Raw genomic sequence first — 22,853 nt, forward strand, 5'->3', positions numbered from 1 at the left:
GACCCGGAACATTTTTTTGCGTTCCGGGCAGGGCCAGTGGAACGGGGCCCCGTCGTCGGCCGACGGAAGGCATGCGACGATGCGGCGAGTTGACGCATATCAGCGGAGCGCGTGACGCCTTGGTTATACTCCGCCGACGCCTTGGAGTGCCCATGCTCGAACCCTTGCCCCTCTTGTCCGCCAGCCGGCAGAACCTGCTGCGCCTGACCTTCATCCGCATCCTCGTGCTGGCCGCCCAGGCCGGTTCGGTGGGGCTCGCCTACAAGGCACAGCTGCTGCAGCTGCCCTGGCTGGAGCTGTCGGTCACCCTCGGTGTATCGGTCATCCTGTGCCTGAGCACCGCCCTGCGCCTGCGCGGGCCCTGGCCGGTCACCGAGCTGGAGTACTCGGTGCAGCTGGCCTGCGACCTGGTCATCCACAGTGTGCTGCTCTATTACTCGGGCGGCTCGACCAACCCCTTCGTTTCCTACTACCTGGTGCCGCTGACCATCGCCGCCGCCACCTTGCCCTGGCTCTACACCCTGGTGCTGGCGGGCATGGCCCTGGCCGCCTACACCCTGCTGCTGGTGTGGTTCCACCCGCTGGAGATGCCGGTGGCCCAGCGCGAGACCCTGCTGATCTACGGCATGTGGCTGAGCTTCGCCCTGGCTGCCGCGCTGATCACCTTCTTCGCCGCGCGGATGACCGAGGAGCTGCGTCGGCAGGACCAGCTGCAGTCCGTGCGCCGGGAAGAGGGCATGCGCGACCAGCAGCTGCTGGCCGTGGCCACCCAGGCCGCCGGTGCCGCCCACGAGCTGGGCACGCCGCTCGCGACCATGAGCGTGCTGCTCAAGGAGCTGCGCCAGGAATACGGCGACAAGCCGTCCCTGCAGGATGACCTGGCCCTGCTGCAGGAGCAGGTGCGCCTGTGCAAGGACACCCTGCAGCAACTGGTGCGCGCCGCCGAGGCGGATCGACGCCAGGCGGTGGTGGAGCAATCGGTGGTGGAGTGGATGGAGGTCACCCTCAACCGCTGGCACCTGATGCGCCCCGAGGCCACCTATCGCTACCAGTGCCTGGGCATCGGCCAGCCGCCCCGGCTCATGCCGCCGGCCGACCTGACCCAGGCCCTGCTGAACCTGTTGAACAATGCCGCCGACGCCTGCCCGGACAAGCTCGACATCCGTATCAACTGGGACCACCAGTGGATGGTGCTGAGCATCCGCGACCATGGCGCCGGCGTGCCCCTGGCCATCGCCGAACAGCTCGGCCGGCCCTTCTTCACCACCAAGGGCAAGGGCTTCGGCCTCGGCCTGTTCCTCAGCCAGGCCAGCGTCACCCGTGCCGGCGGAACCGTGAAGCTGTACAACCATGAAGATGGCGGTACCCTCACCGAGTTGCGCCTGCCCCGTGGTTACGGCGTTGTCTGAGCTTGAATCCGCGAGGAGTCCAAATGAGCGATGAACCCCTGATCGAAGGCGAAGAACAGCCCCACCTGCTGCTGGTGGACGACGACGCCACCTTCACCCGTGTCATGGCCCGTGCCATGAGTCGCCGTGGCCTGCGGGTCTCGGTCGCCGGCTCGGCCGAGGAAGGCCTGGTCCTGGCCAGGGACGACCTGCCCGACTACGCCGTGCTCGACCTGAAGATGGAGGGCGACTCCGGCCTGGTGCTGCTGCCCAAGCTGCTGGAGCTGGACCCGGAGATGCGCGTGGTGATCCTCACCGGCTATTCGAGCATCGCCACCGCCGTGGAAGCCATCAAGCGCGGCGCCACCAACTACCTGTGCAAGCCGGCCGATGCCGACGACGTGCTGACCGCGCTGCTGTCCCAGCATGCCGACCTGGACACCCTGGTGCCGGAAAACCCGATGTCGGTGGACCGCCTGCAGTGGGAGCACATCCAGCGTGTGCTGGCCGAGCACGACGGCAACATCTCCGCCACCGCCCGTGCCCTGGGCATGCACCGCCGCACCTTGCAGCGCAAGCTGCAGAAGCGCCCGGTGCGTCGCTGACGCCGATGGCGCCGAAAAAAACCTCGGCGCCTTGTCGGGTGTGTGTAGGGTGGGCTTCAGCCCACCGCTTTTCCTTTGCTCGCTAAATCATCGATGCCGGAGCCCCAGGCACACCCCTGTGCCGACCCTGGCCCCGCCTGGTGGAGGTAAGAAGCGACCTCCACCCTACGCAGCGATCATGCCCGTATGCGGGCTCGGCTGGTCTTTGTTGGAGCGAATTCATTCGCGATCGGGCCTTCCCCTGACGCCAAGGGCTGGCTCTTCTCTGCCCTGAAAGCTTCACGAAAGCCACTTCCCGCCCCGACTTGGCTATCCTTAGCCGCCTAACTATCCCCCGCGCCAGGCCCCTCCATGTTCGCCGTCGTCCAGCAAATCATCGGCATCACCGCGCCGGTCTTTTCCATGCTTTTCCTCGGTGTGCTGCTGCGGCGCCTGCGCTGGATCGACGCCCCCTTCATCGACACCGCCTCCTCGCTGGTCTTCCGCGGCACCATGCCGACCATGCTGTTCCTCGCCATCGTCCAGGCCGACCTGCGCACCGCGTTGCAGCCGCGGCTGATCGGCTACTTCATCCTGGCCACGCTGGTGTGCTTCGGCCTGGCCTGGCTCTGGGCGACCTGGCGGGTGCCGAAGGCTGACCGCGGCGTCTATACCCAGGGTGCCTTCCGTGGCAACAACGGCATCATCGGCCTGGCCCTGGCCACCAGCATGTACGGCGACTACGGGCTCTCGGTGGGCGGGGTGCTCGGGGGCGTGGTGATCCTCTGCTACAACACCCTGTCCTCGGTGGTGCTGGCCCTCTACGCGCCCAACGCCAAGACCGACCCCTGGAGCCTGTTCAAGAGCATCCTCGGCAATCCGCTGATCATCGGCGTACTGGCGGCCATCCCGGTGGCCTCCCTGCAACTGCCGTTGCCGGCCTGGATGGTCACATCCGGCGAGTACTTCGCGCAGATGACCCTGCCCCTGGCGCTGATCTGCATCGGCGGCACCCTGTCCCTGGCCTCCCTGCGCGCGAGCGGGCCGATGGCGATGAGCGCCAGCCTGATGAAGATGGTCTGGCTGCCCCTGGTGGCCACGGTCGGCGCCTGGGCCTGCGGCTTCCGCAATGCCGAGCTGGCGATCCTCTTCCTCTATTTCGCCAGCCCCACGGCGGCGGCCAGTTTCGTCATGGCGCGCGCGGTGAACGGCAACCACGAGCTGGCGGCGGCGATCATCGTCATCACCACCCTCGCGGCGGTGCTCACCACCAACGTCGGCCTGCTGACGTTGCAACTGATGGGGCTGATCTAGCTTTCCGGGGCGAGATGTTTCAAATTGTGAGGGACTTCCGACTCCTCGACGCCCCGGATTGCGCGCTCCCCCATGAGGCTCTAGCATCAGCGCCTTTGCGCCATTAAAGGATTAAACATGCGCGCCCCCCTCCTGCTCTGCCTGACGTTCCTGGCCTCCATGGCCCAGGCCGCCGAACCGGCCGCGACGCTGGAGGGGCCGACCGCCGGCTGGCGCTACGCCGGGCTGCTGGACCGCAGCGAGAACCCCGCCGTCGCCTACCCCACGCCGCCCATCGACCGAGGCGGCCAGCGCAACCGCACCCTGATCGAAGGCCGCCTGGCCAACCTCGGCCACGTACGCCAGCCGCATCGCCTGGTGGTCAATGGCAACCCGCTGCCGCTCTACACCGACGACCAGGGCCGCTTCGTCCGCCCCTATGCCTTCGGCGCCGGCTCCAACGGCGTCGAGCTGGTGTCCGGCGACGGCAAGTCGGTCAAGCGCGTGCAGTTCTACGAGGCCAACTCCCATCGGACGCCCGCCCGCCTGCGCGTCGTGCTCGGCTGGGACGACCCCAAGGCCGAGCTCGACCTGCACATCGTCACCCCCGACGGCCAGCACGCCTTCTGGGCGGATCCGGTGATGAGCAACGGCGGCGGCCTGGACACCGACAGCGTCGATGGCCCGGGGCCGGAGATGTTCACCATGACCGCGCCGCTGCACGGCACCTACCTGGTGTACGTCAACTACTGGGGCAACCTGGGCGCAGGCGGCTACAACTTCGACGCCGGCAGCAACCAGAACGAGGTGATCACCTCGCAGATCAGCCTGGTGTTCAACGAGAACACCGTGAATGAGAAACGCGAGACCTTCCTCGTCCCGCTGCGTGCCATCGGCGAGCTGCTGCTCGTCAAATCCTTCAATTTCTGATGTCCCGACGCTTGGATGAACTGGGGTTATTCGACATGAGCCAGACCACCACACCCGAACCGGCCCGCCGCCCGGCCCTGGCACGCCACCCGCGCGCCCTTGCCGCCGGCCTGCTGCTGCCGCTGGCCGCCTTCGGCCTGCTGGGCGGGTGCTCCAAGGAACCGCCGCGCGAGCTGGCCGAGAAGAGCGCCCTGGGCCTCGACCTGAAGCGCCCCGATGCGCTGATCGAGAGCGTCTCGCTGAGCCGCCTGCCCAAGGACATCCTCGCCGTGCCGCTGCTGCGCGACACCCTCACCGAGGACTTCGTCTTCTATTACCAGGACAACGCCGACCGCCTCGGCCTGTCCGGCAGCCTGCGGCGGATCATCTACGAGCGTGACCTCAAGCTGCAGGACACGCTGCTGGACGAGTTGCTCGACCAGCCCGCCGAAGTCGCCCTGTGGCGCGGCGCCGATGGCAAGCTCAAGCATGTGCTGCTGACCATCGAGCGCGGTGGCCTGGCGCGGGTGCTGGAGCCCCTGGCCCACGTCGCCCTCGACGACAGCCAGCTGAGCCAGGCCGGCGAGCTGCGCGTGGACGGCGACTCCGTACCGCTCTACCGCCTGAGCTACCTGGGCGACCGCTCCGTGCTGCTGGCCAGCCACGGCGACAAGCTGCTGGTGCTGTCCAGCCCCGGCATGCTGATGGATGAAGCCGGCCAACTGGCCAAGGACGCCACCGAGTCGGTGGAATCCCTGCTGGAAGGCGAGAACCCCTTCCCCGAGCGCTTCGGCCTGGATGCCCGCGGCACCGAGCAGCAGCGCATCGCCCTGGGCGGCGAGTACGTCGCCTTCGGCTATCAGCGCTTCTTCCCGTCCTTCGCCGGGCTGCGCTTCGAGATGGACGACAAGGGCTGGCACAGCTACGTCGCCCTCAACGACGTCGACGACCAGCCGGCCTTCGACTTCGCCCCCATCTGGAAGGCCATGCCCATGGGCGCCAGTGCCTGCGTGGCGCTGCCGGTGGCACCGGGCGTACCCGGCAAGCTGCTGGACCGCGTCGGTGCCGGCAAGGAGGTCGCCGCCGAGCTGGAGAAGCGCCTGAACGGATCGGCCGGCCTCTGCTGGTACGCCGAATCGCGCCTGCACTCGCCGCTGCTGGTCACCCAGCTGGGCGAGAAGGTGACGCCTGAGCTCGATACCGCCATCGAGGGCCTGTTCGGCTCGGTGATCGGCGCCTACGAGCCCTATGTCGAGGGTGGCCGCTTCCCGGTGGACGACCAGACCCAGGGCGAGACCCGTCGCTGGACCCGCGATGTCGGCTCCAACTTCGGCCAGTACCCGGCCAGCGAGAACGCCAACCCGGACGCCCTGGGCTCCAGCGGCTTCTTCCGCGTGAGCCTGGCGCGCCATGGCGACACCCTGCTGTTCTCCCTCGACGACAAGCTGGTGACCAAGGGCCTGGATACCCTCGACAAGCGCTTCCCGCCGCTGGCCGAGACCCTGCCCAAGGACGCCCTGGTGCCGGCCTTCATGGCCCCCGACGGCCTGTCGAAGCTGCTCGAGCGCGAGACCCTCGACAGCCTGCCGAGCAACTACGAGCCGGTGTTCCGCAACGCCGCCGAAACCCACCTGCTGCCCAAGCTGCGGGCCCTCGGTGGCCATGGCAAGTACGCCCTGGCGCTGCCTGCGGGCACCAAGACCGGTTCCGACTGGCAATGGCTGCCGCTGGAGTGGCGCCCGCTGTGACCCGTGCACTGGCTCGCCTGCCGCTGGGCCTTGCCGCGCTGTTGATGGCGTGGAGCCTGGCCGTGCGCGCCGAGGACGTCCCCGCACTGGACGCCGAGCAGTCCCAGGTGTTCCGCGCCTGGTTCGTGCGCATCGCCCAGGAGCAGCTGCGCCAGGGGCCGAGCCCGCGCTGGCACCAGCAGGACTGTGCCGGCCTGGTGCGCTTCGCCGCCAACGAGGCGCTCAAGCCCCACGACGGCAAGTGGCTGCGCGCCAACGGCCTGTCCAACCGCTACCTGCCGCCGGAGCTGGACCTGACCGACGGCCAGCGCCGCCTGGCGCAGACCTGGCAACAGGGCGGCGGAAAGGTCGGGCCCTATGTGAATGCCATCAAGCTGATCCAGTACAACAGCCGGTTCGCCGGCCGTGACCTCAACCAGGCGCGGCCCGGCGACCTGATCTTCTTCGACCAGGGCGACGAGCAGCACCTGATGATCTGGATGGGGCGCGACATCGCGTACCACACCGGAACCACCACGCCGACCGATAACGGCATGCGCTCCGTGAGCCTGCAACAACTCATGACATGGAAGGACACCCGATGGATCCCCGACGAATCCAACCCCAACTTTATCGGCATCTATCGGCTGCACTTCCTCTCCCGATGACTGCCGCCCGCCTGCTGCGCCGCGCCGCCACCCTGTCGGCGACGGCCCTGCTCGCCCTGGCGTTGCCCTTCGGCAGCAGCCAGGCCGATGACGAAGTGCCCTCCAGCGGCTACACGCCGCTCTCGGGGGAATCCTTCTTCCTCCTGGCCGACAGCAGCTTCGCCGCCGACGAGGTCGCCAAGGTGCGCCTCGAGGCACCGGGCCGCGACTACCGCCGCTACCGCATGGAAGGCTACGGCGGCGTCGACGTGCGGGTGTACCGCATCGACAACCCGCTGGACTTCCTCAAGCGCCAGAAGAACCTGCACCGGGTGGTCGCCGAGGGCGACTTCAAGGGCGAGGGCCTGTCCAACACCCTCGGCTACCTGTGGGACAACTGGTACCGCAAGTCGCGGCGGGTGATGCAGCGCGCCTTCTCCTACGAGTCGCGCAAGCAGGTCACCGAGGAAGCGCCCGAGCTGAAGATGGGCGACGCCATCCGCCAGCCCACCGAATTCACCCCGCAGGTGCAGTACGCGCCCATGAAGGGCCTGCCCCTGGTCGAGCAGTTCCGCTACCCGCTGTGGGAAGCCAAGCCCATCGAGCCGCCGAAGGGCGTCGAGCTGGCCGGCTCCTCGAGCCAGTTCACCAACGTCCAGCCGGGCAACGTCTACATCCCGCTGGGCAAGCTCAAGCCGGGCCTGTACCTGGCCGAGGCCATCGTCGGCAAGTACCGCGCCACCACCGTGGTGTTCGTCTCCAACACCGTCGCCGTGAGCAAGATCGCCGGCGGCGAGCTGCTGGTATGGACGGCGCACAAGCACCAGGGCACCCCGGTCGCCGGGGCCAAGGTGCTGTGGACCGACGGCCTGGGCGTGATGACCAGCGGCAGCACCGACGCCGAGGGCCTGCTGCGCCTCGGCCATGCCAGCCCGGAACGTTCCTACCTGCTGGGCGAGGATGCCGAGGGCGGCGTGTTCGTCTCCGAGAACTTCTATTACGACAGCGAGATCTACGACACCAAGCTCTACGCCTTTACCGACCGGCCGCTGTACCGCCCGGGGGACTGGGTGGAGGTGAAGATCGTCGGCCGCGAGTTCAAGAACGCCCGTGATTCGGTGGCGCCAAGCGCCGCACCGATCAAGCTCGCGGTGCTCGATGCCAACGGCACCCAGCTGCAGACCCTCGACCTGAACCTGGACTCCAGGTCCGGCACCGCCAGCCGCTTCCAGCTGCCGCAGAACGCCGTGGCCGGCGGCTACGAGCTGCGCTTCACCTATCGCGAGCAGATCTACAGCAGCGCCTTCCGCGTCGCCGAGTACATCAAGCCGCACTTCGAGGTGTCGCTGGACCTGGCCAAGCCCGATTTCCGCACCGGCGAGCCGGTCAAGGGCGCCCTGGTGCTGCTCTACCCGGATGGCAAGCCGGTGGCCAACGCCAAACTGCAACTGAGCCTGCGCGCCCAGCAGCTGTCGATGATCGACAACGAACTGCAGTACCTCGGCCAGTTCCCCATCGAGCTGAGCACCAGCGAACTGACCACCGACGCCAAGGGCCGTGCCGAGATCGACCTGCCGGCGGCCGAGAAGCCCAGCCGCTACCTGCTCACCGTGTTCGCCAGCGATGGCGCCGCGTACCGGGTCAAGACCAGCAAGGAAATCCTCATCGAGCGTGGCGCCGCCCGCTACGCCCTGACCGCCCCGCAGCGCTTCAGCAGCGCCGGCGAGTCGGTGCGCTTCACCTACCGCAGCGAGCGCCCGACCGAGCTCAAGCCCGCGCGCTACGACTGGGTACTCCTGGAGGACCAGAGCAGCCACAGCGGCAGCCTGGGTGAAGGGGATGAAGGTTTCGACCTCAAGTTCGAGCGCCCCGGCACCTACAGCATCACCCTCAAGGACGAGCACGGGCTGATCCTCGGCGCCACCGGCCACTCGGTGAGCGGCGATGGCGTCAAGGCCGTGGCCGGCACCATCGAGATCGTGCTGGACAAGGCCGAGTACCAGGCCGGTGACGAGGCCCTGGCCCTGATCACCTTCCCGGAGCCGGTGAGCGATGCGCTGCTGACCCTGGAGCGCGACAAGGTCGAGGCCACCGCGCTGCTGTCCAAGGGCGGCGACTGGCTGAAGATCGAGCGCCTGTCCGATACCCAGTACCGCGCGCGCATCCCGGTGGGCGAGACCTTCTCGCCGAACATCACCTTCTCTGCGCTCTACACCCGTGGCGGCGACTACAGCTTCCAGAACGCCGGCATCAAGGTGGCGACGCCGCAGATCGACATCCAGATCGTCGCCGACAAGGAAACCGCCCGCCCCGGCGACCTGGTCACCGTCGAGCTGACCACCCGCTACGCCGGCAAGCCGACCGCCTCGCGCCTCACCGTCAGCGTGGTGGACGAGATGATCTACGCGCTGCAGCCGGAGATCGCCCCGGGCATCGACCAGTTCTTCTACCACCCGCGCCGCAACAACGTGCGCACCAGCGCCAGCCTGTCCTTCATCGCCTACGACCTGGCCCTGCCCGGCACGCCGAGCGCCCCGGGCCGCGCCAACCGCAGCGACCGTGGCGTGAAGGTGCTGGAGCGCCCGCGCCGCGAGGAAGTCGACACCGCCGCCTGGCAGCCCGACCTCGTCACCGATGCCGACGGCAAGGCGCGCTTCAGCTTCCGCATGCCCGACTCGCTGACCCGCTGGCGCATCACCGCCCGCGCCGTCAACGCCGACGGCCAGGTCGGCCAGAAGCGCCAGTTCGTGCGTTCCGAGAAGCCGCTGTACCTGAAATGGAGCGGCCCGGCCACCTACCGTGGCGGTGACAAGCCGGCCCTCGGCCTGTTCGCCTTCAACCAGGGGGAAACCGGTGCCAAGGCCGAACTGGTGACCCGCTACAACGGCCAGGAACAGCGCACTCCGGTGGAACTGGCCAAGGGCATCAACTACCTGCCGCTGGCCGAGACCGCCCTGGTGAATGGCGACTTCCACGCCGAGCTGGTTCAGGACGGCCAGGTCGTCGACGCCCTCGACGTCGCCCTGCACCTGGCCGCCAGCGGCTGGCAGAGCGCCCAGGCGAAGACCGTCGTCGCCTACGCCGGCAAGACCGAACTGGGCCTGCCGGCCGACGCCAGCGCCATCCGCCTGCGCCTCGACGACAGCGGCCGCTCCCTGTTCAAGGGCGCGCTCGATGACCTGCTCGGCTACCCCTACGGCGGCGTCGAGCAGACCGCCAGTCGCCTGCTGCCGCTGGCCCTGGCCTACCCGACCCTGGCCCAGGGCGAGCCGCGCGTGCGCGACCGCCTGCGCCTGATCATGCAGAACAGCCGCCTGCGCCTGGTGCAGATGGCCGGCCCCGAGGCGTCCTTCACCTGGTGGGGTGACGAGGCGGATGCCGATGCCTTCCTCACCGCCTATGCCTACTACGCCGACTGGTACGCCAGCCGCGCGCTGGAGGTGCAGCTGCCGGCGGAGCACTGGCAGCGCGTGCTGGACGTCTATGCCGCCCAGGCGCCGACCACGCCGCTGCTGCAGCGTGCGCTGATCCTCGGCTTCGCCCGCGAGATGCAGCTGCCGGTCAACACCCTGATGGAAGGCCTGATGGCCGACCTGGCGGCCGCCGGGGAGGGCAGCGACCAGGCCCTGTCGGACGACGGCAGCCAGAGCCTGGTCATGGCCGCGCCGGATTCGGCCCTGGGCCTCGCCACCGCGCGGGTGCTCACCCTCGGCCTGGCGCGCCAGGTGCAGGCCAAGGTGCCGGACGCACTGGCCGCCCAGGCCGCCGCCGCCCGCGAGCGCCTGGCCGCCAGCCAGCAACCCTTCACCGAGGCCGTCGGCCTGTACGTCAACGGTGCCGATCGCCAACGCGCCGCCGCGCTGCTCAAGCGCCTGGCGCCTGGCCAGGCCACCCTGGAACGCGCCCTGGCGCTGACCTGGCTGCAACGTTCCCTCGGCCAGGACGACGAAGCGATCGCGCTCAAGCCCCAGGGCGACTGGCGCGCGGCCGAAGGCACCAGCGGCGAAGGCTACTGGCTGTGGCAAGGCCAGGGCGTGCCCGTTGAACTGGAACTGCCGGCCGACCTGCCGCACCCGGTGGACGTGCGCCTGGACTTCAACAGCGCCCAGGCCACCCCGGCGAAGCTGGACGTGGAAATCTCCCGCAGCCTGATGCGCCTGGTGCCCGGCGAGGAGCCCTTCAGCTTCACCGCCGAGGAGGTGAAGCCGGAGGACATCTCCAGCGACGACCTCTACCTGGACACCATCGTGCTCACCAGCAAGGGCGAGCGCGCGCTGCGCTACGGCATGCTGGAAGTGCCGCTGCCGCCGGGCGCCGATGTCGAGCGCACCACCTGGGGCATCAAGATCTCCGGCCTGGGTGGCGAGGAAGCCGAGACCCTGGAGCGTGCACGCAACGAGCCGGGCCAACTGCTCTACGCGGTGCCGGTGGACAGCCTGCAGGGTAGCGTGGTGCTGCAGCACCTGGTGCGCTTCTCGCAGAAAGGCTCCTTCGAGTTGCCGCCGGCCCGCTACCAGCGCCTCTACGCTCCCCAGGAGCAGGCGCTGGAGAGCGAACCGGCGCTCGGACGGATCAAGGTTGACTAGGACGCGACACCTGGCCGGGGCCCTGCTGATGCTGGCGGCCCCGCTGCTGCACGCCGGCGAGGCGCCTTTGAGCCTCGCCTGGCGCGGGCCCCAGGGCAACGAGCTGCTGCAGCTGGACCGCAGCCGGGTGCTCACGCGCGGGGCCCTGCCCGCCGAGCGCCAGACGCCCCTGGGCAGCCTGTGGAAACTGTTCGTCTACGCCTACCTCGTGGATAACGCGCGTCCCGACCCCGGCTACCAGTGCAAGGGCCAGGACCGCGACGAGGTCTATTGCTGCAACCCCGGCGAGCGCATCGACCGGGACCAGGCGCTGGTGAAGTCCTGCGGCCTGTATTTCTCCTCCCCCGACCTGCACCTCGATCCCGCCGACTGGTCGCGCTACTGGCGCGAGCGCCAGGGCGCCGGCTGGTTGCAGCGACTGGACCAGTTGCAGCCGCAGGCGCGGGTGCCGGTGAGCGAGCTGCTGGACGAACTGGCGCACCTGCCGGCCCAGGCCCAGGCACGCCAGGTGCTGCTCGACGTGCCCCTGGCCGCGCCCGATTCCGCCGCGCTGGGTGCCCTTGGCGGGCGCCTGCGCGCCAAGACCTGGAGCTGGCTCGCCGATGGCGATGCCCAGGCGCGCCAGGGTGGTTTCGCCGGCTGGCTGGCCGACGGCACGCCGATCTGGGCCGGTGGCCCGGGGACCAGCCAGCGCGTGCTCAAGGACTACGCCGAGGTGCTCGGGCAGACGCTGCCCACGACCTGGCCGGCGGAAACCGGTGCCTGCGTCGAGGTCGGCCTGTTTACCCGCTACCCGGTGCGCCAGGTGCGCCACGAAGCTCAAGCGGCCGCCGTGGCACCGGGCATGCTCCGCGGGCGCTACGAGGTGGAGTTCGCCAACGGCAACCGCCTGCCCATCGAGAGCGATGGCGAGCTGTTCCTCGAGCGCCAGGGCGATGTCCTGCAGCTCACCGCCCATCTGCAGCGCGAGGACTACGTCGCCCGCGTGCTGCAACGCGAGGCCTCGGCGCAGCCGGCGGAAGCGGCCAAGGCCCTGGCCGTGGCCATCCGCAGCTACCTGCAGCAGAACGCGGGTCGTCGCGGCGATTGCCTGACCATCGACGACAGCAGCGCCAGCCAGCGCGTCGCACCGCGCCCGGCCACGGCCGAGGCCCGCGCCATCGTCGCCTGGACCGCCGACCTGGTGCTGGCCGGCAGCCCGGTCACCTACCACAGCGACAAGCCGGGCCCGGATCGCCTGGCCTGGCAGCAGGCGGTGCAGCAGGCCGGCGAAGGCCTGCGCTATGACGCCATCCTGGCCCGCGCCTTCCCCCGTGCCAGCCTCAGCCGCTGGGACAAGCCTGTGGCCGCCTGCCAGGCGCTGCCCAACGCCGAGGAGTGGCTGCGCACGCAGCGTCGCGGCTGGCGCGCCACCCTGGACGGCGAGCCCGGCTACGACGAGATCCAGCAGTTCGCCGTGTGCCGCCTGGCCTCCGGCAAGCCCCATGTCGACCGCGAGCGGCGGCGCATCTTCGTGCGCGGCCTGTTCTCCCTGCAGGACCGCCTCGACCTGACCCACGAATACCTGCACCTGGCCTTCGAGGCCCACCCCAATGGCCAGGACGAAGACTATGTCGAACGCCTCGCCCGCCACCTGTTACTGGAATGACCCCATGCGCCTGCGCCCCGGATACCTCGCCCCCCTGCTTCTCAGCCTGATCCCCCTGGCCGCCAGTGCCGAGGTGCGCATCGACACGCCTCGCGGCGGCTGGCGCGAGGGCAGCGGCGACGGCGCGCACTTCATGCAGCAGGTCAACTACCCCGCGTCCTCGGTGAACGTCGCCGAGGACCAGGCCGATACCGCTCGGATCAAGGGCGCCATCAGCGGCCTGTCGAAGGCGCCGCAAGGCCCGGGCCGGCTGGTGGTCAACGGCATCGACATGCCGCTGAAGATCAACGAGGACGGCGGCTTCGACCGCCCCTTCGTGTTCCCGGCCGGCAGCAACAGCGTCGAGGTGCAGAGCCCCGACGGCCAGCAGAAGCGCCGCGTGCAGTTCTACAGCCTCGGCCGCGGCGGGGTATCGGCACGCCTGCGCGTGGTGCTGTCCTGGGACAGCGACAACACCGACCTCGACCTGCACCTGGTGACCCCGGACGGCGGCCATGTCTGGTACGGCGAGCGCTCCCTGCCCAACGGCGCGGCGCTGGACGTGGACGTGACCACCGGCTACGGCCCGGAGATGATCGCCACCCCGACCCCGCTCAAGGGCCAGTACCTGGTCTACGTGAACTACTACGGCGGCGGCTACCGCAGCGACGAGGACGGCAGCAGCTCGCCGGGGCAGGCGCTGACCATCGGCCAGATCACCGTGATCAGCGAAGAGGGCACGCCCAACGAGAAGCAGCAGAGCTTCCTCGTGCCCATGCGCCAGCCGGGGGAGCTGACCCTGGTGAAGAGCTTCAGCTATCCCTGATCGGTAGGTGTTTGGTGGCGCTGTGCGCCGCTGGGCGACTGAAGTCGCCCCTACACATGCCGCATCGCTCGGACATGATCGTTGCGTAGGGTGGAGGTCGCTTTTTACCTCCACCAGGCGGAGGCGGGTATGGCGCGTAGCTCGCGGAACGCCGCCCGAGTTGGCCCTCTTCGCGAATGAATTCGCTCCCACTGTCCCGCGCAGCGACGTCGAGCCGCGCATCGTTGGGTCTCGCTGCGCTCGGCGCCAACCTATAGGCGCTAAATCAGGCCTTCTGGTCGGCCTGCCAGGCGTCGATGACTTCCTGGGCGGCGCGGAAGGCGTCGATGGCGGCGGGGACGCCGGCATAGACGGCGCAGTGCAGCAGCGCTTCGCGGATCTCTTCCACGGTGCAGCCGTTGTTCAGCGCGCCGCGCACGTGGCCCTTGAGCTCCTGGGGGCATTTCAGGGCGGTGAGGGCGGCGAGGGTGATCAGGCTGCGGGTGCGGCGGTCCAGCCCTTCACGGTTCCAGACGCCGCCCCAGGCGTGTTCGTTGACGAAGTCCTGCAGCGGCTGGGTGAATTCGGTGGCATTGCCCAGGGCGCGGTCGACGAAGGTGTCGCCCATGACTTCGCGGCGGACCTGGACGCCGGGTTTGCGTGCTTCGCTCATAGCGGTTTCCTGCTTGGGTTCATCTGAGGCTTTCGACGCGCACCGGCACCACGCCCGAGCGGATCATGCCCAGCGCTTCGGCGGCCTTCTTCGAGACATCGATGATCCGCGTGCGGGCATAGGGGCCGCGATCGTTGATACGGACCACCACGCTGCGGTCGTTGTCGAGGTTGGTGACCTTGACCCGGGTGCCGAAGGGCAGGGTGCGGTGGGCGGCGGTCAGGGCGTTCTGGTCGAAGCGTTCGCCGCTGGCGGTCTTCTGGCCATGGTGGCGCGCGCCGTAGAAGGAGGCGCGGCCCTCGGCGCGGTAGTCGCCCGGGGTTTCGCTGTCGCGTTCGAAGGGAAGGTAGGAGCAGCCGGTCAACAGGCCGGAGAAAGCGAGAAGGCAGAACAGTCGCTGCATGGCGTCACCTGATGGAGGCGAATCGGTCCTTTTGCCCTGCCATTACCCAGTGGGCCCGCATGTGCGGGGCCCACTGGGCTAGCGGGCTCAGGCTTCGAGCTTCTTCTTCAGCAGTTCGTTCACTTGGGCCGGGTTGGCCTTGCCCTTGGCCGCCTTCATGGCCTGGCCGACGAAGAAGCCGAACATCTTGCCGCGCTTGGCTTCATCGCTGGCGCGGTACTGCTCGACCTGTTCGGCGTTGGCGGCGAGCACCTCGTCGAGCAGCTTCTCGACGGCGCCGCTGTCGGTGTTCTGCACCAGGTCGCGGGCCTTGATGATCTCGTCGGGCGAACCTTCGCCTTCGGCCAGGGCGGCGAACACGGTCTTCGCGGCCTTGCCGTTGATCGTGCCGTCCTTCAGGCGCAGGATCATGACGCCCAGGTGCTCGGCGGAAACCGGCGATTGCTCGATCTCCAGGCCATCCTTGTTGAGCAGGCTGGAGAGCTCGCCCATCACCCAGTTGGCGGCCAGCTTGGCGTCGCCGCAGGTGCGCTGCACGGCCTCGAAGTAGTCGGCCATCTCGCGGCTGGCGGAGAGCACGCTGGCGTCGTAGGCGGAGAGGCCGAACTGGCTCTCGAAGCGCTCGCGCTTCTGCACCGGCAACTCCGGCAACTGGGCGCGGACTTCGTCGAGGAAGCTCTTCTCGATCACCACCGGCAGCAGGTCGGGGCAGGGGAAGTAGCGGTAGTCGTTGGCCTCTTCCTTGCTGCGCATGGAGCGGGTTTCGTTGGCGGCCACGTCGTAGAGCACGGTTTCCTGGACGATCTTGCGGCCCGATTCCAGCTCGTCGATCTGCCAGGCGATCTCGGTGTTGATGGCGCGCTCGATGAACTTGAACGAGTTGACGTTCTTGATCTCGCGGCGGGTGCCGAACTCGGCCTGGCCCTTGGGGCGGACCGAGACGTTGCAGTCGCAGCGCAGCGAGCCTTCGGCCATGTTGCCGTCGCAGATGCCGAGGTAGCGCACCAGGGCGTGGATCGCCTTGGCGTAGGCGACGGCTTCCTTGGCGCTGCGCATCTCCGGCTCGGAGACGATCTCCAGCAGCGGGGTGCCGGCACGGTTGAGGTCGATGCCGGTCATGCCGTGGAAGTCTTCGTGCAGGCTCTTGCCGGCGTCCTCTTCCAGGTGCGCGCGGGTGATGCCGATGCGGCGGGTGGTGCCGTCTTCCAGGGTGATGTCCAGGTGGCCCTTGCCGACGATGGGCAGGTCCATCTGGCTGGTCTGGTAGCCCTTGGGCAGGTCCGGGTAGAAGTAGTTCTTGCGGGCGAAGACGTTGCGTTCGCCGATCTCGGCGTCTATCGCCAGGCCGAACTTCACGGCCATGCGCACGGCCTCGGCGTTGAGCACCGGCAGTACGCCGGGCATGCCCAGGTCAACCAGGCTGGCCTGGGTGTTGGGCTCGGCGCCGAAGGTGGTGGCGCTGGCGGAGAAGATCTTCGATTGGGTGCTGAGCTGTGCGTGGATTTCCAGCCCGATCACGGTTTCCCATTGCATGTGTGTCGTCCTCAGAATCCGGCCGGGGCCTGTTTGTGCCAGTCGGTGACCTGCTGGTACTGGTGGGCCACGTTGAGCAGGCGTCCTTCCTGGAAGTAGGGCGCGAGCAGCTGCACGCCCACCGGCAGGCCGTCGACGAAGCCGGCGGGCATGGACAGCCCCGGCAGGCCGGCGAGGTTGGCGGTGATGGTGTAGATGTCCTCGAGGTACTGGGCGACCGGGTCGTTGTTCTTCTCGCCCAGCTTCCAGGCCGGGTTCGGCGTGGTCGGGCCGAGGATCAGGTCGACGCCCTCGAAGGCCTGGACGAAGTCGTTCTTGATCAGGCGGCGGATCTTCTGCGCCTTCAGGTAGTAGGCGTCGTAGTAGCCGGCGGAGAGCGCGTAGGTGCCGACCATGATGCGGCGCTTCACTTCACTGCCGAAGCCTTCGGCGCGGGAGCGCTTGTACAGGTCGGTCAGGTCCCTGGGGTCTTCGCAGCGGTAGCCGAAGCGCACGCCGTCGAAGCGCGAGAGGTTGGAGCTGGCCTCGGCCGGGGCGATCACGTAGTAGGCGGGGATGGCGTGCTGCATGTTGGGCAGCGAGACATCCTTGACGGTGGCGCCAAGCTTCTTCAGCTCCTCGACCACGGCCATGACGGCTGCGCCGATGCGGGCGTCGAGGCCGGCACCGAAGTATTCCTTCGGCAGGCCGATGCGCAGGCCGGCCAGGGGCTGGGCGAGGGCGGCGAGGTAGTCGTCCACCGGGGCGTCGACGCTGGTGCTGTCCTTCGGGTCGAAGCCGGCCATGGCGCCCAGGAGCAGGGCGCAGTCCTCGGCGGTGCGGGCCAGCGGGCCGCCCTGGTCGAGGCTGGAGGCGTAGGCGACCATGCCCCAGCGCGAGACGCGGCCGTAGGTGGGCTTGATGCCGGTGAGGTTGGTGAAGGCGGCGGGCTGGCGGATCGAGCCGCCGGTGTCGGTGCCGGTGGCGCCGGGCACCAGGCGCGCGGCGACGGCGGCGGCGGAGCCGCCCGAGGAGCCACCGGGGACGCGGTCGAGCGCCCAGGGGTTCTTCACGGCGCCGTAGTGGCTGGATTCGTTGGAGGAGCCCATGGCGAACTCGTCCATGTTCAGCTTGCCGAGGCTGACGGTGCCGGCGGCCTTGAGCTTCTCGACCACGGTGGCGTCATAGGGCGCGGTGAAGTTGTCGAGCATCTTCGAGCCGCAGCTGGTGCGCACGCCCTGGGTGCAGAACAGGTCCTTGTGGGCGATGGGCGCACCGAGCAGGGCACCGTTCTCGCCGGCGGCACGACGGGCGTCGGAGGCGCGGGCCTGTTCCAGGGCCTGGTCGGCGGTGACGGTGACGAAGCTGTTGAGTTGCGGGTCGAGGGCCTGGATGCGCGCCAGCAGGGCGCCGCTCAGTTCCTCGGAGGAAAATTCCTTGGCGGCCAGCGCGCGGGCGATCTCGGCCAGGGTCAATTGATGCATGCTGTAACCCTTTTCCTTAGTCGATGACTTTAGGCACGAGGTAGAGGCCGTTCTCGACGGCCGGCGCGATGGCCTGGTAGGCGTCGCGGTGGTTCTCCTCGGTCACTTCGTCAGCGCGCAGGCGCTGGGTGGCTTCGAGGGGGTGGGCCAACGGCTCGATGCCGTCGGTATCCACGGCCTGCATCGCGTCGATCAGGCCGAGGATGTTGTTGAGGGTCTCGGTGGTACGCGGGATATCGCCGTCGTTCAGGCCCAGGCGGGCGAGATGGGCGATCTTTTCCACGTCGGAGCGTTCAAGCGCCATCGGGTTCTCCAGCTGAGGTGCGGTCAGCGCGGTGCTCGGGACCGTGCGGGAAGGGCGCCGGGAACGGCACCGCGAACGGGCGGTCAAAGGCCGCGATGATGGGCCTAGAGGCCCGGAAAAACCGGCAATTTAACATATCGGCGCCTTGCCCAAAATCCCTGTCGTTGTTAGAGTTTGCCGCACTTTTTTACCCACGCGTTGCCTAGGGTCCCTCTCCCATGTTCAAGAAACTGCGTGGCATGTTTTCCAGCGATCTGTCGATCGACCTGGGCACTGCCAATACCCTGATTTATGTGCGCGAACGCGGCATCGTCCTGAACGAGCCGTCCGTGGTCGCCATCCGTAACCACGGCAACCAGAAAAGCGTCGTGGCTGTTGGGACCGAGGCCAAGCGCATGCTCGGTCGTACCCCCGGCAACATTTCCGCCATCCGCCCGATGAAGGACGGTGTGATCGCCGACTTCAGCGTCTGCGAGAAGATGCTGCAGTACTTCATCAACAAGGTGCACGAGAATAGCTTCCTGCAGCCCAGTCCCCGTGTGCTGATCTGCGTTCCCTGCAAGTCCACCCAGGTCGAGCGTCGCGCCATCCGCGAATCCGCCCTGGGCGCCGGCGCCCGTGAAGTCTTCCTGATCGAAGAACCCATGGCCGCGGCCATCGGTGCCGGCCTGCCGGTCGAAGAGGCCCGTGGCTCCATGGTCGTCGACATCGGCGGCGGCACCACCGAGATCGCCCTGATCTCCCTCAACGGCGTGGTCTACGCCGAATCCGTACGCGTGGGCGGCGACCGTTTCGACGAGTCCATCGTCACCTACGTGCGCCGCAACTACGGCAGCCTGATCGGCGAATCCACCGCCGAGCGCATCAAGCAGGAAATCGGCACCGCCTTCCCGGGTGGCGAGGTCCGCGAGATCGATGTTCGTGGCCGCAACCTGGCCGAAGGCGTACCGCGCAGCTTCACCCTGAACTCCAACGAGGTTCTGGAAGCGCTGCAGGAATCCCTGGCGACCATCGTCCAGGCGGTCAAGAGCGCCCTGGAGCAGTCTCCGCCGGAGCTGGCTTCCGACATCGCCGAGCGTGGCCTGGTGCTGACCGGCGGTGGCGCGCTGCTGCGCGATCTCGACAAGCTCCTGTCCCAGGAAACCGGCCTGCCGGTGATCGTCGCCGAGGACCCGCTGACCTGCGTGGCCCGTGGCGGTGGTCGTGCCCTGGAAATGATGGATCGTCACGCAATGGACCTGCTCTCCACCGAATAAGGTCGGAGAGCCATTGCACCAGAGGAGCGGGTCATAAAACCGCTATTCGCCAAGGGACCTTCGCTCGGCGTGCGCCTGTTGGTGTTCGCCGTGCTTTCTGCCGCCTTGATGGTGGTGGATGCCCGCTTCGACACCCTGAAACCGGCACGCAGCCAGATGGGCCTCGTGCTGACGCCCTTCTATTGGCTGGCCGATCTGCCGGTGCGCCTCTGGGATGGCGTCAGCGACCAGTTCACCAGCCGCAGCACCCTGATCGCCGAGAACGAGAAACTCAAGGCCGAAGGCCTGCTGATGCAGCGTCGCCTGCAGAAGCTGGCGGCCCTGACCGAGCAGAACGTGCGCCTGCGCGAGCTGCTCAACTCCTCCGCCCTGGTGGACGACAAGGTGCTGGTGGGCGAACTGATTGGCGTCGACCCGAACCCCTTCACCCACCGCATCCTGGTGGACAAGGGCGAGAAGGACGGCGTCTTCCTCGGCCAGCCGGTGCTCGACGCCCGCGGCCTGATGGGCCAGGTGGTGGAGGTCATGCCCTACACCGCCCGCGTCCTGCTGCTCACCGACACCACCCATAGCATTCCCGTGCAGGTCAACCGCAACGGCCTGCGCGCCATCGCCAGCGGCACCGGCAACCCGGAGCGCCTGGAACTGCGCCATGTGGCCGATACCGCGGACATCAAGGAAGGTGACCTGCTGGTGAGCTCCGGCCTCGGCCAGCGCTTCCCCGCCGGCTATCCGGTGGCGACGGTCAAGGAAGTCATCCACGACTCCGGCCAGCCCTTCGCCATCGTCCGCGCCGTACCCACCGCCGCGCTGAACCGCAGCCGCTACCTGCTCCTGGTGTTCACCGATACACGCAGCCCCGAACAGCGTGCCAACGACTCGGCCGAAGCCCAGGAAGCGGCCGATCGCGAGGCCGCCGGCCGGCCCGCTGCGGGTACCCCGGGTTCGGCCGCGCCTGCCGCCACGCAGGCGGCACCTGCATCTCAAGCACCAACACCTGCCGGCGCGGCTTCCTCGACACCGGCCACGCCGTCCGCCAACCGGGAGAACCGCTGATGGTCAGCGCCCGCTCGAACAATGGCTGGGTGATCTGGTTCAGCCTGGTACTGGCGCTGCTGCTCAGCGTCGCGCCCATGCCGACCTTCATGGAAGTCGGGCGGCCGCTGTGGCCCGCGCTTCTGCTCACCTACTGGACCCTGGCCCTGCCGCACCGCGTGGGCATGACAACCGCCTGGCTGGTGGGGATCGCCGAAGACGTGCTCTACGGCACCCTGCTGGGGCAGAACGCGTTGATCCTGGCGCTGATCACCTTCCTCGTACTGGCCCTGCACCAGCGCTTGCGCATGTTCCCCATGTGGCAGCAGAGTCTGGTACTCATGGTGGTCTTCGGCCTGGCCCAGCTGGTGCAGCTGTGGCTCAACGCCCTGACCGGCAACCGTCCGCCGACCCTGTTGTTCCTCTTGCCCGCTCTGGTCAGTGCCTTGCTCTGGCCCTGGGTTTTCGCCGCCCTGCGCGGCTTGAGCCGCCGCCTCAACGTCAACTGACCGGGCCGCGGCCATGCCGCGTGCCTTCTCGACATGGAGAAGTCCCAGCATGGCCACGCTCCACCTGGCATCCGGCTCGCCCCGCCGCCGCGAACTGCTCGCCCAGATCGGCGTTCCCTTCCAGGTTCTTTCCGCTGCCATCGATGAGTCCGTACGCCCCGGCGAGACGGCCGAGCGCTATGTCGAGCGCCTGGCCCGTGAAAAGGCCGCCGCCGGCCTGGCTGCGCTCGGTGATGCCGCAGCCGGCACCTGTGTGCTGGGGGCCGACACCTCGGTGGTGCTCGATGGCCGTATCCTCGGCAAACCCCTGGATCGCGACGACGGCCTGGCCATGCTGGCGGACCTCTCCGGGCGCGAGCACGAGGTGCTGACCGCCGTGGCGGTGGCCGAATCCGGCCTTTGCCTCTCGCGCCTGGTGACCAGCCGGGTACGCTTCCGCGTCATCCCCCAGGCGGAGCGCGAGGCCTACTGGGCTACCGGTGAGCCGCTGGACAAGGCGGGCGGCTACGCAATCCAGGGGCTCGGTGCGGTGTTCGTCGAGAACATCCAGGGGAGTTATTCCGCCGTTGTGGGTCTACCGTTGCTGGAAACGGCGGACTTGCTGGGCGAATTCGGCATTTCTGTTTGGCAGCGGGTCGGGTAGGTTCTCAGCATGAGCGAAGAGATTCTGATCAATATCACGCCGATGGAGTCGCGCGTGGCGGTGGTGGAGAACGGTGTGCTGCAGGAGGTGCATGTCGAGCGCACCCAGCGCCGCGGCATCGTCGGCAACATCTACAAGGGCAAGGTGGTGCGGGTACTGCCGGGCATGCAGGCGGCCTTCGTCGACATCGGCCTCGACCGCGCGGCCTTCATCCACGCCTCGGAGATTTCCAACCGAGAAGGCAGTGCGGTGGAGAACATCACCGCCCTGGTCCACGAGGGCCAGGCCCTGGTGGTGCAGGTGACCAAGGACCCCATCGGCAGCAAGGGCGCACGCCTGACCACGCAGCTGTCCATCCCCTCGCGCTACCTGGTGTACATGCCGCGTACGGCCCATGTCGGCATCTCGCTGAAGATCGAGGACGAGTCCGAGCGCGAACGCCTCAAGCAGGTGGTCGCCGATTGCGTCGCTGCCGAAGGCATCGAGGAAACCGGTGGCTTCATCCTGCGTACCGCTGCCGACGGCGCGCGGGCCGAGGAAATCCTCGTCGACATCCGCTACCTGCGCCGCCTGTGGGAGCAGATTTCCTCGCAGATGCAGAGCGCCCCGGCGCCTTCGGTCATATACGAGGACCTGAGCCTGGCCCTGCGCACCCTGCGCGACCTGGTGAACCCGCGGATCGAGAAGATCCGCATCGACTCCCGCGAGACCTTCCAGAAGGTCACCCAGTTCGTCGACGAGCTGATGCCCGAGATCGCCGACCGCCTGGAGCACTACCCCGGCGAGCGCCCGATCTTCGATCTCTACGGCGTCGAGGACGAGATCCAGAAGGCCCTGGAGCGCAAGGTGCTGCTGAAGTCCGGCGGCTACCTGATCATCGACCCCACCGAGGCGATGACCACCATCGACGTGAACACCGGCGCCTTCGTGGGCCATCGCACGCTCGAAGAGACCATCTTCAAGACCAACCTCGAGGCGGCCACCGCGATCGCCCGCCAGCTGCGCCTGCGCAATCTGGGCGGCATCATCATCATCGACTTCATCGACATGGAGGACGAGGAGCACCAGCGCCAGGTCCTGCGGACGCTGGAGAAGCAACTGGAGCGGGACCACGCCAAGACCAATATCATCGGCATCACCGAGCTCGGCCTGGTGCAGATGACCCGCAAGCGCACCCGTGAAAGCCTGATGCAGAACCTCTGCGAACCCTGCCCGAGCTGCCAGGGACGCGGCATGCTGAAGACCGCCGAGACCATCTGCTACGAGATCTTCCGCGAGATCCTCCGCGAGGCCCGCGCCTACCAGGCCGAGGGCTACCTGGTGCTGGCGAACCAGAAGGTGGTGGACCGCCTGCTGGACGAGGAGTCGGGCAACGTCGCCGATCTCGAGGCCTTCATCGGTCGCACCATCAAGTTCCAGGTCGAGAGCATGTATTCCCAGGAACAATACGATGTCGTGCTGCTCTGAG

General features: G+C 68.1%; 19 protein-coding genes. 14 read left to right on the forward strand and 5 right to left on the reverse strand.

Features of this window, described 5'->3' with window-relative positions:
- The first annotated feature begins 152 nt into the window (after positions 1 to 152).
- The 9 genes from WFQ67_RS08355 (at position 153) to WFQ67_RS08395 (ending at position 13,587) form a co-directional block, all read left to right on the forward strand.
- Positions 153 to 1,409, forward strand: coding sequence for an ATP-binding protein (locus WFQ67_RS08355; RefSeq protein ID WP_111263671.1), 1,257 nt, complete (start codon positions 153 to 155; stop codon positions 1,407 to 1,409).
- Positions 1,410 to 1,432: 23 nt separating this feature from the next.
- The gene (locus WFQ67_RS08360; protein WP_111263670.1) at positions 1,433 to 1,993 is read left to right on the forward strand and encodes a response regulator transcription factor; all 561 of its coding nucleotides are present in this window, start codon (positions 1,433 to 1,435) and stop codon (positions 1,991 to 1,993) included.
- Between the two features lie 351 nt (positions 1,994 to 2,344).
- Positions 2,345 to 3,286 carry an AEC family transporter gene (locus tag WFQ67_RS08365; protein WP_337056583.1) on the forward strand — a complete coding sequence of 314 codons (942 nt, stop codon included), beginning with the start codon at positions 2,345 to 2,347 and terminating at the stop codon, positions 3,284 to 3,286.
- Between the two features lie 117 nt (positions 3,287 to 3,403).
- Entirely contained in the window at positions 3,404 to 4,195 is a 792-nt protein-coding gene (locus WFQ67_RS08370; RefSeq protein WP_213628538.1) for a YfaP family protein, read from the forward strand.
- Between the two features lie 35 nt (positions 4,196 to 4,230).
- Positions 4,231 to 5,922 (forward strand): DUF2138 domain-containing protein, encoded by a 1,692-nt coding sequence (locus WFQ67_RS08375; protein WP_263152884.1) that lies wholly within the window; start codon positions 4,231 to 4,233, stop codon positions 5,920 to 5,922.
- Entirely contained in the window at positions 5,892 to 6,569 is a 678-nt protein-coding gene (locus WFQ67_RS08380) for a DUF1175 domain-containing protein (RefSeq protein ID WP_213628540.1), read from the forward strand. The genes WFQ67_RS08375 and WFQ67_RS08380 overlap by 31 nt, the downstream gene beginning before the upstream one ends.
- Positions 6,566 to 11,134 carry an alpha-2-macroglobulin family protein gene (locus WFQ67_RS08385; RefSeq protein ID WP_337056584.1) on the forward strand — a complete coding sequence of 1,523 codons (4,569 nt, stop codon included), beginning with the start codon at positions 6,566 to 6,568 and terminating at the stop codon, positions 11,132 to 11,134. The genes WFQ67_RS08380 and WFQ67_RS08385 overlap by 4 nt, the downstream gene beginning before the upstream one ends.
- Positions 11,135 to 11,162: 28 nt before the next feature.
- Entirely contained in the window at positions 11,163 to 12,782 is a 1,620-nt protein-coding gene (locus tag WFQ67_RS08390) for a DUF2300 domain-containing protein (protein WP_337056626.1), read from the forward strand.
- A 4-nt stretch (positions 12,783 to 12,786) separates the two neighbouring features.
- Complete coding sequence (locus WFQ67_RS08395; RefSeq protein WP_213628542.1) at positions 12,787 to 13,587, forward strand: YfaP family protein; 801 nt, start codon at positions 12,787 to 12,789, stop codon at positions 13,585 to 13,587.
- Between the two features lie 265 nt (positions 13,588 to 13,852).
- On the opposite strand, the gene WFQ67_RS08400 is transcribed toward WFQ67_RS08395, so the two are convergent.
- The 5 genes from WFQ67_RS08400 to gatC all read right to left on the reverse strand — a co-directional run bounded on the left by WFQ67_RS08400 (position 13,853) and on the right by gatC (position 17,942).
- Complete coding sequence (locus WFQ67_RS08400; RefSeq protein ID WP_263152887.1) at positions 13,853 to 14,239, reverse strand: carboxymuconolactone decarboxylase family protein; 387 nt, start codon at positions 14,237 to 14,239, stop codon at positions 13,853 to 13,855.
- Between the two features lie 19 nt (positions 14,240 to 14,258).
- Positions 14,259 to 14,642 (reverse strand): septal ring lytic transglycosylase RlpA family protein, encoded by a 384-nt coding sequence (locus WFQ67_RS08405; RefSeq protein WP_213628544.1) that lies wholly within the window; start codon positions 14,640 to 14,642, stop codon positions 14,259 to 14,261.
- A gap of 87 nt (positions 14,643 to 14,729) precedes the next feature.
- Positions 14,730 to 16,175: an Asp-tRNA(Asn)/Glu-tRNA(Gln) amidotransferase subunit GatB gene (gene gatB, locus WFQ67_RS08410; RefSeq protein WP_213628545.1), complete on the reverse strand. Its 1,446-nt coding sequence runs from the start codon at positions 16,173 to 16,175 to the stop codon at positions 14,730 to 14,732.
- A gap of 11 nt (positions 16,176 to 16,186) precedes the next feature.
- Positions 16,187 to 17,638 (reverse strand): Asp-tRNA(Asn)/Glu-tRNA(Gln) amidotransferase subunit GatA, encoded by a 1,452-nt coding sequence (gene gatA / locus WFQ67_RS08415; RefSeq protein ID WP_337056585.1) that lies wholly within the window; start codon positions 17,636 to 17,638, stop codon positions 16,187 to 16,189.
- Between the two features lie 16 nt (positions 17,639 to 17,654).
- Positions 17,655 to 17,942 carry an Asp-tRNA(Asn)/Glu-tRNA(Gln) amidotransferase subunit GatC gene (gene gatC, locus WFQ67_RS08420; protein WP_021217764.1) on the reverse strand — a complete coding sequence of 96 codons (288 nt, stop codon included), beginning with the start codon at positions 17,940 to 17,942 and terminating at the stop codon, positions 17,655 to 17,657.
- A gap of 218 nt (positions 17,943 to 18,160) precedes the next feature.
- On the opposite strand from gatC, the gene mreB reads away from it, so the two are divergent.
- Genes mreB through rng form a run of 5 tightly spaced genes read left to right on the forward strand, consistent with a single transcriptional unit; the run spans position 18,161 to position 22,852 of the window.
- Positions 18,161 to 19,198, forward strand: coding sequence for a rod shape-determining protein MreB (mreB, locus tag WFQ67_RS08425; RefSeq protein ID WP_021217765.1), 1,038 nt, complete (start codon positions 18,161 to 18,163; stop codon positions 19,196 to 19,198).
- Positions 19,199 to 19,231: 33 nt separating this feature from the next.
- Entirely contained in the window at positions 19,232 to 20,254 is a 1,023-nt protein-coding gene (mreC, locus tag WFQ67_RS08430; protein WP_213630425.1) for a rod shape-determining protein MreC, read from the forward strand.
- On the forward strand, positions 20,254 to 20,742 hold the full coding sequence (mreD, locus tag WFQ67_RS08435; RefSeq protein WP_213628547.1) for a rod shape-determining protein MreD: 489 nt from the start codon (positions 20,254 to 20,256) through the stop codon (positions 20,740 to 20,742). Before mreC ends, mreD begins: the two co-directional genes overlap by 1 nt.
- Positions 20,743 to 20,791: 49 nt before the next feature.
- On the forward strand, positions 20,792 to 21,385 hold the full coding sequence (locus WFQ67_RS08440) for a Maf family protein (protein ID WP_213628548.1): 594 nt from the start codon (positions 20,792 to 20,794) through the stop codon (positions 21,383 to 21,385).
- Between the two features lie 9 nt (positions 21,386 to 21,394).
- Entirely contained in the window at positions 21,395 to 22,852 is a 1,458-nt protein-coding gene (gene rng / locus WFQ67_RS08445) for a ribonuclease G (protein ID WP_337056587.1), read from the forward strand.
- Position 22,853 lies beyond the last annotated feature (1 nt).

It is taken from the genome of Pseudomonas sp. USHLN015 (assembly GCF_037153275.1).
Classification (GTDB): domain Bacteria; phylum Pseudomonadota; class Gammaproteobacteria; order Pseudomonadales; family Pseudomonadaceae; genus Metapseudomonas; species Metapseudomonas tohonis.